2 protein-coding genes are annotated in these 17,893 nt (G+C 41.4%); one reads left to right on the top strand and one right to left on the bottom strand.

The annotated features are described in order from the left end of the window. Positions 1–159 precede the first annotated feature (159 nt). Entirely contained in the window at positions 160–4,047 is a 3,888-nt protein-coding gene (locus QM351_RS07125; protein ID WP_414327087.1) for a glycoside hydrolase family 66 protein, read from the top strand. A gap of 435 nt (positions 4,048–4,482) precedes the next feature. Here the strand turns inward: QM351_RS07125 and QM351_RS07120 are convergent, their stop codons facing one another. Continuing rightward, on the bottom strand, positions 4,483–17,826 hold the full coding sequence (locus tag QM351_RS07120; protein WP_414327086.1) for an SspB-related isopeptide-forming adhesin: 13,344 nt from the start codon (positions 17,824–17,826) through the stop codon (positions 4,483–4,485). Positions 17,827–17,893: the final 67 nt, after the last annotated feature.

Genomic DNA, 17,893 nt, shown 5'->3' with positions numbered 1-17,893 from the left:
TTTAAGGCCATTTTCTAACACTTCCATGAAAATTTTCAAACAGACTTTCGTTCTTAAATTGACACTATCTAGTGAAATGTCGTATACTTATTGGCATCGATAGAACAATTTACTTTAAACTGTTCAACGAACTATACAAACAGTATGTGGGAGAAAAAAATGAATCAACAAAAAAATAGTGTCTCTGAAAAAGGGCACGGCTATTTTCGCAAGCGCAACAAGGCATTAGTCTCTATGATTACCCTTTTTGGAGCCTTGATGTTAAGCTCTGTTGCCATGGCTGACGAGGTCAACACCAATCCGACTTCTGAGATCCCATCAACCGCTCAACCAGTAGCAACCAATAGCAGTACTCCTACCACTACTAGTGAGGAAGTTGCTACAACTGAAGTTGCATCTTCTTCATCGGAATCAACACCAACTGTAACTGCCACTCAATCGGTCAGTGCAGCTCCAGCAACTACTTATAATACTCCAAAAATCACCAACGACGTCACCTTTGATAAAGCGACTTATAAAAGTGGGGAAGACGTCCGCATCTCTATCAACAACCCTGAAGTGGTTTCATCTGATGTCACTGTCTCTCATTTAGATCAGGTCATTTATGAAAAGAAAAACGTTGAAGGTAGCGAACTGACAATTCCAAGTACTGTCTTTTCACCTAATGCTGGATTTATCGTAGATGTCCTTGGTAAGAAAGCAGATGGTTCCCAAGCCTTTCATAAGGCAGCGGGTCTTGCTGTTGAAGATGACTGGACGATCTACCCACGTTATGGGGTGGTTGCCGGCTCAAAAGACAATCACAACTCCATCACCAATGATCAGGTAGAAGGCTACAAGAATAGTATTGACCAATTGGCCAATATGCACATCAACAACTACTTCTTCTACGACGTTTACAATACGCCAGCTAACCCATTCCCAGCAAATGTTGAACGTTTCACTCAAGACTGGGCGACTTTCTTGATTCCAAATAACGAAACAGATCCTGACAAGCGCAAATCCTACTTACCTGTCATCGATACAGAAGCCGTCAAAGAGCTGGTGGCTCATGTCCATACAACTGGTGCCAAAGCCATGCTGTATAACATGATTTACGCAGTTTCCCTCGAAGAAGGGGTCCCAAATGAAGTGAAAAGCGCCATTGTTCGCAATCTACAAGACCATTTCAACTTTGGTAAAAAGGGGGATGTCACAGCGACCGATATCCAACAATTTCTCGATCCAGGCGACCCAAATTGGCAAAAATTTATCATTGAAGTCATGACTAAAGCCATGAAAGAAGGAAATTTTGATGGATGGCAAGGGGATACCATGGGATCTAACTGGGTGGAAAAAGTCAGTGAACCTGGAAAAGGCTTCTCTTTGAGCGAACACTATCCAGAACTAGCCACAGCTGCGACAGAGGCCCTCAAAAAAGAAGGCTATGATTTCATGATCAACGATATCTCCACTGGAGATGCGGATCGACTAGGTAAGACCAATGTCTCTGCACCTTATGCGGAAGTTTGGGGCGATAGCATTGCCTATGACTCTACCTACCAAGCCTTGACGCGCCTTACCGAACGGATGCGTGATCTATACAAGGGGAAATCTCCTATCATCGCAGCCTATACCCATCGTGGTAAAAATGCATCAGCCCTCAGCAAAGACAACGAATTGCTGACAGATGCCATCATCGCAGCGAGCGGTGGTTACCATATGACGACTGCAGCCCTCAATACTTCTCAGGATGCTAAAGGTTTTGGGGTGATCCAAGCAGAATGGTATCTCAATCAAAACCTACCAGTCAATGCTGACTTTGCTAATGCAGAATTCAACTACCAAGAATTCATCGTTGCTTATCAAGAACTTCTCCGCGGGCGCGACACCTTGGCACATGATACTCGTCGGATTGTAGACAATACAAATGTACTGGTGAACGGCAACTTCATCGGATCCAACCTAGATAATGCTGACGGGGTTCAACCTGGAACCGTTTATACCATTACAAAAGAAACCAAGACAGGTGATCGGATTGCTCACTTGATCAATTTGGTCGGCATCACTGAAAACAAATGGAACAGCTCTGTGAATACAACCGAAAAACTAACCAATATTCAAGCTTTTGTTCCACTCGGAAAAATCACAAAAGACCAGGCTGAACACGCCAGCATTTACTGGGCAACACCCGATGCTGTTGAAGGAAAATACAACATCAACCTCCGAGAAACAAGCGCAAATGTTTATTATGACGGAGGGGCTGGCCAATGGATGGCTGCTATCGATGTTCCGAGTTTAGATGTATGGGATATGCTCTATGTCAAACTCAATGAAGCCGCTCATGTTCTTTATCAAGACGAAAACGGAGTTGAGCTCGAGCGTTCCAGTGACTTGGTTGGTCATACAGGTGAAAAGATCAACTACTCTACAAAAGAAACCATTGCCAACTATTTGAAGAAAGGCTATGAACTAGTAGAGAATGGCTTCGATGCAGACGGACAACCAAACTTTGACCGCGACGCTACCAACACCAATGAAGATGGGGTTCAAGAGTTTATTGTCCGCTTGGCACCAAAAATTGTGGAATTTTCTGCAACACAGCCCATCCAAGCCGGTCAAGTTGTTCCAGGAGATAGCGAGGGGCGTGTCTATCCAACTCCTCTAGCTCCAGCTGGTCAAACAACGGCTGATCTGGATCATTTATCTGAAACAGTGATCCGTACAGTGACCTATGTAACAGAGGATCAGGATGGATCTAACCGCCAGCCTGCAGGAATGGCTGATCAAACTGACAGCCTTCATTTCACTCGCAAGGGAACCATCAATTTGGTGACAGGCGAGACAAGTCTTGAAGACTGGACAGCGCAAGACGGCACAAGCTTTGTAGCTCTTGAAAATCCCGTCAAAAAAGACTATGTTGTCGTAGCAGAAGAATCAACTGATGCCATCACTTCTGATCTGACAAAAGCAGGAGAACATACTGGCATTCATGCTGATGCAGCAGACATCACAGATACGGTCATCTATCGCCCAGTCGGGGCTTATAAGATCAGCTATGCTACTGGTAAAGAACCAGCCCATGCTCAAAAAGAGATCCCTTATCTAAATGATCCCACAAATCCAACCGCCATCGCGTCTCCTACTGCTATCCTTCCTTACGTGGAGGGATTAGAGCCAAAAGATGCTCGTGGACAAGTCTTAAACCTTGTGGATCCACTTGACGAAACCAAAGGCTATCTTCTTCCAAGCCCTGAGTCTCCAACAGCTGATACCGCTATTTCCTACACTATCACCAAAGGATCGGTCAGAGTACGATTCCTCACTGAGGGAGGCGATACTGATCTGCAAGAGGCGCAAAACCTCGCTACAGAGGCAGATTTCGGCACCAAGTACACCAGTGAGGCCCCAACAGAAATCACAAAAGATGGTCGTATCTACCATCTAGTTGGACACCGTGCTGATTCTGCTGATCCAAGTGGCACAGTCACTAAGGGAATGAAAACCGTCATCTATGATTACAAGTTAGCTACGGGAACGGTCATCGCGCGATTTGTCATCCAAGATACTAACACTGAATTGCAACCAGAGCTTGCTGTTGCAACAAATGTGGACAATGGAACCCATTACGTCGCTAGCGCACCAGATGAAATCTCCTACGACGGCCACATCTATGAACGGATCGGTGCAGCTGAACAAACTGGGAACGTAGAAGTGGGAACAACCATCTTGATCTTTGCCTACAAGGTCAAAGAAATCCCTACTCCACAACCATCCCCAGAAACAGAAAAAGAAGAAACAGTCAGCCCTCTTCCTTCCGTGACAAAAGCAAACACGACTGATGCTCATGAAGAAAAGGGATCAGCACTTCTCTCTAACAAAGAAGAGGAGAAACCTCTTGAAACAACAAGCCAAAAAGAGGAACTCCCTGAAGTTGTTCCTAACACCCCTCAAGAAGGAACTCATCTACCTGCAACAGGTGAAGAAACCTCTCAGCTAGCCCTACTTGGACTTGGCCTCTTAGCAGGTCTGTCCAGTCTTATCCCTTACAAAAAGAAACAAGAGTAGATCCCAAACACAAAGAAACTTCCTATGGAATTCTGTTCCAAGGAAGTTTTTTTATATTTATACAACTCATTCAGAGTCTAGATCCCTTTTATGAGGGTGACTGACGACAATAAGGGTGTGAAGTACTACCACTCCAAACCCTACTGTATTCCAATTCAAAGTGGATTCATTCCCCTTGTTGCCGGCAGTTTGAAAGATCAAATTGCTTTACTAGTATACTGTTTTCTCTACTTCAAGTCAATGGAATTTTACTGAAACTAGTAACCGAATGAAATGAATATATAGAATTTTACTGAAACTTTTTCATCACATTTATGCATGTTTTTCTAAGTTTCCAATACCAAACAAAGAGGCCTTGCTCTTTCGAGCAAAGCCTCTTCCTGTTGGATCTAAAATTGTCACCTCATCAACAAGTTTGCTGATGTCACCTCAATTTTAGTCTTCGCGTTTTTTGCGTTTTGCAAGTCCCGCAAGGCCAACCATACCAAGTGCAGCACCTAACAATGCAGCAGATGCTGATTGTTCTTCACCAGTTTCAGGAAGTGCTGGAGCTGGAGGAGTTGTAGGTGTTGGTGGCGTTGGTGGTGTTGGCGGTGTTGGTGGTGTTGGCGGTGTTGGTGGTGTTGGTGGCGTTGTCGGCGGTGTTGTCGGTGGTGTATTCGGTGGTGTTGTTGGTGGTGTATTTGGCGGTGTTGTTGGCGGTGTTGTTGGCGGAATAACAGTGTTGTTAAACTCTGTATCTTCTGGCAACTGAGTAATAGCCGTCAATACTTTACCGTCTTTGTTAATCATAATACCCACAGTGGCAACCATCTTATCGTATTCGATGCTAGAATCTGTGCCACGGATTTCTTCTACATGGTAGAGATGAGTTCCTTCTTCACCACGTTTGAATTCAAGATTTGAGAAGGTGATCTTACCAGCCGCATCATTGGTTACGGTTTCGATCACATTTCCTTTTTCGTCCTTAAGAACGAAGCTGAATTCACCAGCCTTCAATGCACGACCTTCCAATTTCTTAGTGAATTGGAATTGAACCTTAACTGGAATGTTGACTACACGTTTTTCAGTTGGTTTTTCTGGTTTTTCTACAGTCTTCTTAGTTGGATCGTATTGGTGTACGATTTGTGAAGCTGTATTTTCAATGTCCACACCATCTTGAGCAGATTGTTTAATTTCTGCAGGAATTTCAAACTTGTAGTAACGTCCAAAGGCCAACTTAGTTGTGTCGATAACTTGTGTATTTTCTGCATCGCCAAGTGACTTAGTCAAGTCTGCTTTAGATGTTGCAGTAATCACACCGTTTTCAACCTTGATATCAAACTTAGCTGTTACATCTTCTCCTGTTACAGAGTCGTATGCCTTAATATCAGCTCCGTTGACAGTCAAGTTTGCACTGTCATATTTATCTGTCACACCAACAGATTGAATATTGTGTGCTTCAGTGAATTTAGTTGTATCCAACCATACTTGGTAGTATACTTTATCACCTTTCTTGAGTGTCTTCGTATTGATATTTTGAGCTTCGTTGTTATCAGTCTTATCAACGTAAGGATTTGCATTTGTGTCCGCAACTTTATTCTTCAACTCGTCATCATCGTCGAGAAGTTTCACACCTGTAAGATCGAATTTAGATTCGTTCAAGATGTATTTCTCTGGGTTGAATTCTGGAGTTTCAGGTGGGCGAACAGTGTTATTGAATTCTTTGTCTGATGGATCCGTTACCTTAGTAAGGAGAGCTTTCGCTGTTCCATCATGAGAAACTTCAACTGTTACAACTGCTTTCATCGTGTCATAAGTAACGGTTGTATCAGTTCCTTTGACTTCTTCTACAGTGTAGTTGTAAGTTCCTTCTTGACCTTTCTTGAATTCAAGAGCTGAGAACTTAACGTTACCAGATGCATCGTTCTTAACTGTTTCAACAACTTTACCTGTTGAATCTTTAAGTACAAAGCTGAATTCGTTAGCTTTAAGCTCACGGCCTTCCAAACGTTTCGTGAAGTTGAATTCTACTGAAACAGGGATGTTCACAACACGTTTTTCAGTTGGTTTGTTTGGTTTCTTCACTGTCTTGCTTGTTGGATCGTATTGGTGAACGATTTGAGCTGCAGTGTTTTCAATATCCGCACCACCCTTAACAGTATCTTTCACTGTTGCTGGGATGTCGAACTTGTAGTAACGTCCAAACGCAAACTTAGTTGTGTCGATCACTGGAGTATTTTCTGCGTCTCCAAGTGACTTAGTCAAGTCCGCTTTAGAAGTTGCAGAGATCACACCGTTTTCAACCTTGATATCAAATTTAGCTGTTACATCTTCGCCTGTTACAGAGTCGTAAGCTTTGATGTTTGCAACATTGATGTCAAGCTTGTCTTCTTCGTAGTCATCAGTAACACCAACAGATTGGATGTTGTGCGCTTCAGTGAATTTCGTTGTATCCAACCATACTTGGTAAACAACCTTATCACCACGTTTCACTGTCTTAGTATTGATGTTTGCTGCTTCATTATTGTCAGCCTTATCAGCGTAAGGATTTGCGTTTGTTTCCGCAACCTTGTCTGCCAATTCTTTATCATCATCAAGAAGTGATTTACCAGTAAGGTCGAATTTCTCAGCGTTCAAGATGTATTTCTCTGGGTTGAACTCTGGAGTTTCTGGAGGAGTCACCTTGTTGTTAAATTCTTTATCCGCAATGTCGCCAACTTTCGCGATCAGAACTTTAGCTTTTCCGTCGTGTGAAACTGTGACTGTTACATTTGCTTTCATTGTGTCGTATGTAACGGTTGCATCGCTTCCTTTAACTTCTTCTACTGTGTAGTTGTGTACGCCTTCTTGACCTTTCTTGAATTCAAGTTTAGAGAACTTAACGTTACCTGAGGCATCGTTCTTAACAGTTTCAAGAGTCTTACCTTCTGAATCTTTAAGCACGAAGCTGAATTCATTGGCTTTAAGCTCACGGCCTTCCATACGTTTAGTAAAGTTGAATTCCACTTCAACTGGCACGCTGTTGACACGTTTTTCAGTTGGTTTGTTTGGTTTTTCAACTTTCTTAGTAGTTGGGTTGTAGTAGTTTACAACTTGAGCCGCAGTATTTTCGATGTCTACTCCACCTGCAACGTCAGCTTTCACTGTAGCTGGGATATCAAACTTGTAGTAACGTCCGAATTCGAATTTAGTTGTGTCAATCACTTGTGTGTTTTCCGCATCTCCAAGTGACTTCGTGAAGCCATCTTTAAGGGTTGCAGTAATCACACCGTTGTTCACAGTGATATCGAATTTAGCTGTTACATCCGCACCAGTCTTACCATCATAAGCTTTGATTTCTGAACCATCAACATCAACTTTAGCCTCATCGTAGTCATCTGAGATTCCTACTGATTGGATATGGTCTTTGTTGTTTGCGTCAAATTTAGTTGTATCCAACCATACTTGGTAAACAAGTTTTTGACCTGGTTTAACTGATTTAGTATTGATATTCGCTTTTTCGTTATTAGATGCATCGTCCGCATATGGGTTCGCATTGGTATCTGCGACCTTGTCTGCCAACTCTTTATCATCATCTAATAATGAAGTTCCAGTTAAATCAAATTCTTTTTCGTTCAGAACATATTTTTCTGGATTGAATTCTGGAGTTTCTGGAGGAGTCACACGGTTGTTAAATTCTTTATCCGCAATGTCGCCTACAGTCGCGATAAGAACTTTAGCTGTTCCGTCGTGTTTCACTGTGACTATTACATTCGCTTTCATTGTGTCGTATGTAACGGTTGCGTCGCTTCCTTTAACTTCTTCTACAGTGTAGTTGTGAACACCTTCGTCACCCTTCTTGAATTCAAGAGCTTTGAACTTAACGTTACCAGATGCATCATTGCTTACAGTTTCAAGAGTCTTACCTTCTGAATCTTTAAGCACGAAGCTGAACTCGTTAGCTTTAAGCTCACGGCCTTCCAAGCGTTTAGTGAAGTTGAATTCCACTTCAACTGGAACATTATTTACACGTTTTTCAGTTGGTTTGCTTGGTTTTTCAACTTTCTTAGTTGTTGGGTTGTAGTAGTTGACAACTTGAGCCGCAGTATTTTCAATATCCACACCACCAGGTACATCAGCTTTCACTGTTGTTGGGATGTCGAACTTGTAGTAACGGCCGAATTCGAATTTAGTTGTGTCGATCACTTGTGTGTTTTCTGCGTCGCCAAGTGACTTAGTGAAGCCATCTTTAAGGGTTGCAGTAATCACACCGTTGTTCACAGCGATATCGAATTTATCTGTTACTTCTGCACCTGTTACTGAATCGTAAGCTTTGATCTTAGTAGAATCAAGTTCCAACTTAGTTTCATCGTAGTCATCTGAGATTCCTACTGATTGGATGTTGTCCTTGTTAGATGCGTCGAATTTAGTTGTATCCAACCATACTTGGTAAACCAACTTGTCGCCACGTTTCACAGTCTTGGTATTCAAGTTTTGTTTTTCGTTGTTTGATGCATCGTCCGCATATGGGTTCGCATTGGTATCTGCGTACTTGTCTGCCAACTCTTTATCGTCATCAACGAGTTTGTCACCTGTGATATCGAATTTCTCTTCAGAAACAACGTATTTCTCTGGTTGGAACTTAGGTTCTTCTGGAGGAGTCACACGGTTGTTAAATTCTTTATCCGCAATGTCGCCTACAGTCGCGATCAGAACTTTAGCAGTACCATCGTGTTTCACTGTGACTGTTACATTCGCTTTCATTGTGTCGTATGTAACGGTTGCGTCTGAGCCTTTAACTTCTTCTACAGTGTAGTTGTGTACGCCTTCTTGACCCTTCTTGAATTCAAGAGCTTTGAACTTAACGTTACCAGATGCATCATTGCTTACAGTTTCAAGAGTCTTACCTTCTGAATCTTTAAGCACGAAGCTGAATTCGTTAGCTTTCAGTTCACGGCCTTCCAAGCGTTTAGTGAAGTTGAATTCTACTTCAACTGGAACGTTGTTTACACGTTTTTCAGTTGGTTTGCTTGGTTTTTCAACTTTCTTAGTTGTTGGGTTGTAGTAGTTAACTACTTGAGCCGCAGTATTTTCAATATCTACACCGCCAGGAACGTCTACGTTCACAGTTGCTGGAATGTCAAATTTATAGTAGCGTCCAAACTCGAACTTAGTAGTGTCGATGATTTGAGTGTTTTCAGCATCACCAAGTGACTTAGTGAAGCCATCTTTGAGGTTAGCTGTGATTACACCGTTAGAGATTGAGATATCAAACTTAGATGTAACATCCGCACCTGATACTGAATCGTATGCCTTGATGTCTGAAGCATTCACAGTCAACTTAGTTTCATCGAAGTCATCTGTGATACCAACTGTTTGGATGTTATCCTTGTTAGCTGCATCAAATTGAGTAGTGTCAAGCCATACTTGGTAGTAAAGTTTTTGGCCACGTTTCACAGTCTTGGTGTTCAAGTTTTCTTCTTCGTTGTTTGATGCATCGTCCGCATATGGGTTAGCGTTTGTATCCGCAACCTTATTAGCCAATTCTTTGTCATCATCAACGAGTTTTGTACCTGTTACATCAAATTTCGCTTCAGAAACAACATATTTTTCAGGATTGAACTTAGGTTCTTCTGGAGGAGTCACACGGTTGTTAAATTCTTTATCCGCAATGTCGCCTACAGTCGCGATTAGAACTTTAGCAGTACCATCATGTTTCACTGTAACTGTTACATTCGCTTTCATTGTGTCGTATGTAACGGTTGCGTCTGAGCCTTTAACTTCTTCTACTGTGTAGTTGTGAACGCCTTCTTGACCTTTCTTGAATTCAAGTTTAGAGAACTTAACGTTACCTGAGGCATCGTTCTTAACAGTTTCAAGAGTCTTACCTTCTGAATCTTTAAGCACGAAGCTGAATTCGTTAGCTTTAAGCTCACGGCCTTCCAAGCGTTTAGTGAAGTTGAATTCTACTTCAACTGGAACGTTGTTTACACGTTTTTCAGTTGGTTTGCTTGGTTTTTCAACCTTCTTAGTTGTTGGGTTGTAGTAGTTTACAACTTGAGCCGCAGTATTTTCAATATCCACACCACCAGGTACATCAGCTTTCACTGTTGTTGGGATGTCGAACTTGTAGTAACGTCCAAATGCGAATTTAGTTGTGTCAATAACTTGTGTGTTTTCTGCGTCGCCAAGTGACTTAGTGAAGCCATCTTTAAGGGTTGCAGTAATCACACCGTTGTTCACAGCGATATCGAATTTATCTGTTACTTCTGCGCCTGTTACTGAATCGTAAGCTTTGATCTTAGTAGAATCAAGTTCCAACTTAGCTTCATCGTAGTCATCTGAGATTCCTACTGATTGGATGTTGTCTTTGTTAGATGCGTCGAATTTAGTTGTATCCAACCATACTTGGTAAACCAACTTGTCGCCACGTTTCACAGTCTTGGTGTTCAAGTTTTCTTCTTCGTTGTTTGATGCATCGTCCGCATATGGGTTCGCATTTGTATCTGCGTACTTGTCTGCCAACTCTTTATCGTCATCAACGAGCTTGTCACCTGTGATATCGAATTTCTCTTCAGAAACAACGTATTTCTCTGGTTGGAACTTAGGTTCTTCTGGAGGACGAACAGTATTGTTGAACTCTTTATCAGCAGGATCTGTCACGTTTGTGATCAAGGCTTTCGCTGTACCATCATGACGAACTTCAACTGTAACGACAGCTTTCATTGTATCGTATGTAACGGTTGCGTCTGAGCCTTTAACTTCTTCTACTGTGTACTTGTAGGTACCTTCTTGACCCTTCTGGTATTTAAGGGCAGTGACAGTTTTACCAGCTTTATTGGTGTACTCTACTGGAGCAAACTTGATCTTACCAGCTTTGTCGTTGGTTGCAGTTGCAATCACAACATTGTCGCTGTCTTTCAACTCGAATGTAAATTCGCCAGCTTTAAGCTCACGACCTTCCAATTTCTTAGTGAAGTTGAATTCAACTGAGATTGGAACACTGTTGACACGTTTTTCAGTTGGTTTGTTTGGTTTTTCAACAGTCTTACTTACTGGATTGTAGTAGTTAACAACTTGAGCTGCTTTGTTTTCAATATCGGCACCAGCTACGACATCGTCTTTCACTGTTGCTGGGATATCAAATTTATAGTAGCGTCCAAATTCGAATTTAGTTGTATCAATGATTTGAGTGTTTTCAGCGTCGCCAAGTGACTTAGTGAAGCCATCCTTAAGGTTAGCTGTCAGAACACCATTGTTATCAGCGATATCGAATTTAGTTGTTACATCCGCACCAGTAACTGAATCGTAAACCTTGATATCTGAAGCATTAACAGTCAATTTATCCTTGTCGTAGTTATCTGTGATACCTACTGTTTGGATGTTATCTTTGTTGTTTGCGTCAAACTTAGTTGTATCCAACCATACTTGGTAGTAAAGTTTAGATCCACGTTCAACTGGTTTCGTATTCAAGTTTTCATCTTCGTTGTTGGCAGTTGTATCGACATATGGATTTGTATTTGTTTCACCATATTTATCTGTCAATTCAGAATCGTCATCAACGAGCTTCGTACCTGTGATATCAAATTTCGCTTTAGAAACAACGTATTTCTCTGGTTGGAACTTAGGTTCTGTTGGTGGAGTGACACGGTTGTTGAATTCTTTATCCGCAGGTTCTGTCACGTTTGTGATCAAAGCTTTCGCAGTACCATCATGACTGACTTTAACAGTTACCACTGCAGCCATTGTATCGTAAGTGACAGTTGAATCTGTACCTTTCACCTCTGTTACAGTGTACGTGTACGTACCTTCTTGACCCTTCTGGTATTTAAGGGCAGTGACAGTTTTACCAGCTTTGTTTGTGTAATCCACTGGAGTAAACTTGAAGTTACCGCTTGCGTCGTTGGTTGCAGTCGCAATCACAACATTGTCGCTGTCTTTCAACTCGAATGTGAATTCGTTAGCTTTAAGCTCACGACCTTCCAATTTCTTAGTGAAGTTAAATTCAACTGAGATTGGAACATTGTTGACACGTTTTTCAGTTGGTTTTTCAGGTTTTTCAACTTTCTTAGTCGTTGGGTTGTAGTAGTTTACAACTTGAGCCGCAGTATTTTCGATATCCGCACCAGCTACCACATCGTCTTTCACTGTTGTTGGGATGTCGAACTTGTAGTAACGTCCAAATGCGAATTTAGTTGTGTCGATGACTTGTGTGTTTTCTGCATCGCCAAGTGACTTCGTGAAGCCAGCTTTCAAGTTAGCAGTGATCACACCGTTGTTGACAGCGATATCGAATTTATCTGTTACTTCTGCGCCTGTTACAGAGTCATAGGCTTTGATGTCAGCTTTATTAAGATTTAATTTAGCTTCATCATAGTTATCTGAGATACCAACTGTTTGGATGTTGTCCTTGTTAGCTGCATCAAATTTAGTTGTATCCAACCATACTTGGTAAACCAATTTAGAACCACGTTCAACAGTCTTGGTATTCAAGTTTTCTGCTTCGTTGTTTGATGCATCGTCCGCATATGGGTTCGCATTGGTATCTGCGTACTTGTCTGCCAACTCTCTATCATCGTCAACGAGCTTGTCACCAGTGATATCATATTTTTCTTTAGAAACAACGTATTTCTCTGGTTGGAACTTAGGTTCTTCTGGAGGTGTTACACGGTTGTTGAATTCTTTATCAGCAGCATCTGTTACGTTGGCAACGATCGCTTTAGCAGTACCATCATGTGATACCACAACTTTAACAGTCGCAACCATTGTGTCGTATTTGACAGTTGCATCTGTACCAGGAGTTTCTTCAACTGTGTAGTTGTATGTCTTACCAAGATCATCACGACCGAATTCAAGAGTCTTGAAGACGATCTTACCAGCAGCGTCATTCTTCACGCGTTCAACTTCAACGCCGTCTTTCTTCAATACGAATTCGAATTCGTTCTTTTGAAGTTCACGACCTTCCAAACGTTTCGTGAAGTTCATTTCCACTGGAACTGGAACACTGTTGACACGTTTTTGTGTTGGCTTTTCAGGTTTTTCAACTGTCTTGCTTACTGGGTTGTAAACGTGAACTGTTTGGTTGGCTGTATTTTCAATATCAGCACCAGCTTTAACAGATTCTTTCACAGTTGCTGGAATATCAAATTTATAGTAACGTCCAAATTCGAACTTAGTTGTATCGATAACAGGAGCGTTTACTTTATCTTTGATAAATTCATCTTTAGAAGTTGCAGTGATGGTGCCGTTTTCAACTTTGATGTCGAATTTATTGGTTACTTCTGCACCAGTTACTGAATCGTATGCTTTGATGTCAGCTGCATTGACGTCCAATTTATCAGCGTCGTATGTATCAGATACACCAACGTATTGGATGTTGTTCGCTTCAGTAAATTTCGTAGTATCAAGCCATACTTGGTAAACCAATTTAGAACCACGTTTAACTGTCTTAGTATTCAAGTTTTCTGGTTCGTTGTTGGTTGTCTTGTCTACATATGGATCTGCATTTGTTTCAGTGTATTCATTTGTCAACTCATCGTCGTCATCCATCAACTTGTTACCAGTGATGTCATATTTCTCTTTAGAAACGACAAATTTTTCTGGTTGGAATTTTGGAGTTTCTGGAGGAGTAACTTTGTTGTTGAATTCTTTATCTGGAGTACCATCAGTAGCGTTACCATTGGCATCTTTACCACCTGTTGATGTCACGTTTGTAACAGTTGTCAATGAATGACCGTTCTTGGCAACTTCAACAGTCACTGTAGCCTTCATTTGGTCGTAAGTCATTCCAAATTCTTTGTTTTCAGGAATCACTTCTTCTACAGTATAAGTGTGTGTACCAACTTTCGTATTGTCAAATGACAAGTTAGAGAAGGATACGTTACCGGCAGCATCATTCTTAACTGTTTCAACAACGGCACCATTCGCATCTTTCAATACGAAGCTGAATTCGCCTGCAGCCAATTTACGGCCAGCCAACTTCTTAGTGAAGTCAAATTTCGTTACAACTGGAGAAACCACATAGTTGTTAAACTCAGTGTCTTCTGGCATTGTAACAGCTGCGCTCAAGATACCTGTAGCTGCATTTTTGGTTACATTAACAGTTACGACTGCATTCATTGAATCGTAGTCGATGTTTGTATCTGCGCCAGCTACTTCACGTACAGTGTAAGTGTGTTCACCTACAGCGTTGTATTCAATCGCATCAAATGTGATAGATCCATCTGCTGCATTTTTCTTGGTTTGGATCACATTGCCATTTTCAAGCAATTCGAATGTGAAGGCATCCTTTGTAAGTTCTTTACCTTCAAGGCGTTTAGTGAACTTGAATTGAGCTTGTGTAGCAGCAGGTGTGAAGGTATTGTTGAACTCTGTATCTGCAGGAAGTGTGTTTGTTGCTTTAAGAACGTGACCTTCTTTAGTAACAGTGATTGTTACTTCAGCTTTCATTGGGTCATAAGTCATTCCTGCTTCAGAACCTTGAACTTCTTCTACAGTGTACTTGTGAGTACCAACTTGTGTGTTGTCAAAAGTCAAATCATCAAAGGCTACAACACCTTTTTTATTGTTGGTCTTGGTTTGAAGAGTCTTACCATCTGCATCTTTCAATACAAATGTAAATTCGCCATCTTTCAACTCACGACCTGCAAGGGCTTTGCTGAAGTCGAAACGAGTCTTAACTGGAGCTACTGCAAAGTTATTAAACTCTGTATCTTCAGGCATTGTAACCTTAGCAGTCAAGACACCAGATGCAGCATCTTTCGTAACGTTAACTTTTACGACTGCATTCATATCATCGTAGTCGATGTTTGTATCTGTTCCAGCTACTTCACGTACAGTGTATGTATGAGCGCCTTCTTTATCGTAAGAAATCGCGTCAAATTGGATGGTTCCATCAGCCGCATTTTTCTTGGTTTGGATGACATTACCATTTTCAAGCAATTCAAATGTGAAGGCATCCTTCGTAAGCTCTTTCCCTTCCAATTTCTTAGTGAACTTGAATTGAGCTTGTGTAGCAACAGGTGTGAAGGTATTGTTGAACTCTGTATCTGCAGGAAGTGTATTTGTTGCTTTAAGAACGTGACCTTCTTTCGTAACAGTGATTGTTACTTCAGCCTTCATCGTATCATATTGCATTCCTGCTTCAGAACCTTGAACTTCTTCTACAGTGTACTTATGTGTACCAATTTGTGTATTGTCAAAGGTCAAATCATCAAAGGCTACAACACCTGCCTTAGTATTGGTCTTAGTTTGAAGGGTCTTACCAGTTGAATCTTTCAATACAAAGCTGAATTCGCCTTCTTTCAACTCACGACCTGCAAGAGCCTTGCTGAAGTCAAACTTGGTCTTAACCGGAGCGACAACGTAGTTGTTGAAGACCTTATCATCCGCGCTTGATTTGAATCCACCTTCAGCACTATATTTAACAGAAGCTTGCAAATCACCTTGAGCATTTTCAGTTACAGTAACTGTCATGGCAACTGTCATTGCATCGTAATCGACGTTTTTATCTGAACCTGGTGTTTCAGTGATTGTATAATTGTATGTACCAACTTTGTTGAAGGCTAATTTACTAAATGTAGCTTTACCGTTTTTGTTAGTTACAGTCTCTTCATATGAAGGAAGTGATTTGTTTTCATTGACTTCTTTAATCTTGAAGCTGAATTCACCATCAACAAGTACACGTCCTTCCAATTGTTTTTCAACTTCTGGAGTGACTTCGACTGGTTTTTGTTTGACATAGTAGTAAACAGGTTGTTTGTACGGTGTCAATGAGTTGAGCAAGTCAACGTTGGTACCGATACCAGTTACTCCACGAACCAATTGTTCGTTTGGAGAAAGGTGACCAATGTTGTCTCCCAAGAATGGAACAAAGACAGTCTTATACGGTGTATATCCAGCAGCTTTTTGGAAGTCAAATGGAACTTCCTTACCATTTGCATAGGTTACACCTTTGCTATCTGTGAAAGGAATGGTGTTAAGAGGTGATTTCTTAACATTTAATTCTTGTTTGTTATAATCACCTGGTTTAATCGGTTTGGTTTCTGCTAGCAACATGTAGCCATCAGTGCTCAAGGTACCGTCAGAACGTTTGCTTTGTTGTTTTGGATCTAGTAAGTAAACACGAACCACTACAGTTCCATCTTCACCTACGATTTCTTTAATCCGTTTAATTCCTGCACGCTCAGCGTCCATGAATTTAGTTCCAACTTTGTAAGGGCGACTTACATAACCTGATTGATCATTTGCATCAGCTGCTTGATACAATTTGTAACCATCAAATTGACGCTCTCCAGATGCTGTGAAGTTTTGACCTTCCATAGCTTTAAGAGTGTATGAAGCTAAGTCTACTTCATTACCATTTGCTACGTAGTCTTGAACAGTTTTATCTGTTTTATTAGCGTTAAATGTTGGGTTGTTTTTATCAACTACTTTATAGTAAGTTGTTTTATTAACTGCTGCTGGAATCTTGGCATTGGTATCCGTAATCGTACGACCGTTATAAGCTGGTTCTACAACGTTTATAATATCTGTTGATGTACGAGCAGCATAAACATCATCGTATAATTTTTTTTCATCCGGAGTAAGGTTATGTCCTGGAGCTACTAAAGCTTGGATACTTGCCCCAACTTCATAACCAAATTGAATAAATGGTTGGTCCGTTTTACCAGGACCAGCTCCTGTACCTGGATCGTAATCAACTTGCCAAGTTAATTCTCCTCTAGATGCAGTAGCAGTAGTAGTGAATTTTTGAATACCACTAGATGCAGTAATCTTTCTAGTTTCTACTACATTACCTGTATTTTTATCAATTAATTCTACAGTAGTATCAGTAGAATCATTAAATCCCTTGTAAGCACGTGTGTAGTAGTTTGTATTGTAACGTTCATTAAAGCGAGTGAGGTCTACGATGCTATAGGTGTAGACATCGCCTTCTTTAGCAGCATATCCTGATGGTACTGTTTGTGAACGAACACTTGCACCGTTAGGATCCGTCATATCAGGTGTAGCAACTTCACCGTCTTTTAGGAAAGTTGTTACAGCAACCGGCTCGTTATTGTGGTCTGTAGCGGCACGACGTCCACGACGGCTACGACTACTTACTGCTAAAGCTCCTGCATTCGTCAAATCAGTTGTTGCACGGTCAAGTGTTTCACTACGAACCTCAGCTGTTGTCCGATCTTCTGGATGAACATCAGTAGCACGAAGTGGAGCTGGCTGCACTGTAGGATTAAGAGCTAGTGGAGTTTCAGGTGTAGCTGCTTCTTCTCTTGCAGCTGCTCTTTCTGAGCTTTCACCTGCTGCAGCACGAGTTGCAGTTGTTGCTGCTGGTGTAGCCGCTGTTGTAGAAGCTGGTTTAGAGCTGGTTTCTACCTTTTTCGCTGTTGGTAGAGCGATTTCTGGCAATGAACCAACGTTTAGTGGTTTTGAAGCTTCTTCAGTTTTTTTAGTTTCAGCTGGCGCTACCTGTTTTTCTGTAGCGGCTGGTGTTGCAGTTGCCTCAGCTTTTTCAATGGCTGAAGCTGGTGTTTCTGAAGTTGCAGCAGTAGTTCCAGAAAGGTCAATTTTTGGAACTGATGCCCCTTCCCCGTATGCCTTAGAAGCAGCTGGTGCTTCTGCTTGACTTGACTCTGTTGTAGCAGGTTGTGCTGCTCCTGAAGCTGTTGTTCCTGCAGATTCAGAGGCTGCTGTTGCTTCATCCGCTGACGCAGATTGAGCTCCTGCAGCAAAGAGTGCCGTTCCTAAAAGAACTGAACAAACCCCAACGCTATATTTTCGCAATGAAAAGCGCTGACGCTTATTAAATACATCCTTCATTTATAGGATCTCCTTTTTCATATTTCATGATTCCATGATACAAATAAAATTGTAACATCCTTGACAT

It is taken from the genome of Streptococcus parasanguinis, assembly GCF_047465465.1.
GTDB lineage: Bacteria > Bacillota > Bacilli > Lactobacillales > Streptococcaceae > Streptococcus > Streptococcus parasanguinis_AI.
This window is presented reverse-complemented; position numbering and strand designations above follow the sequence as displayed.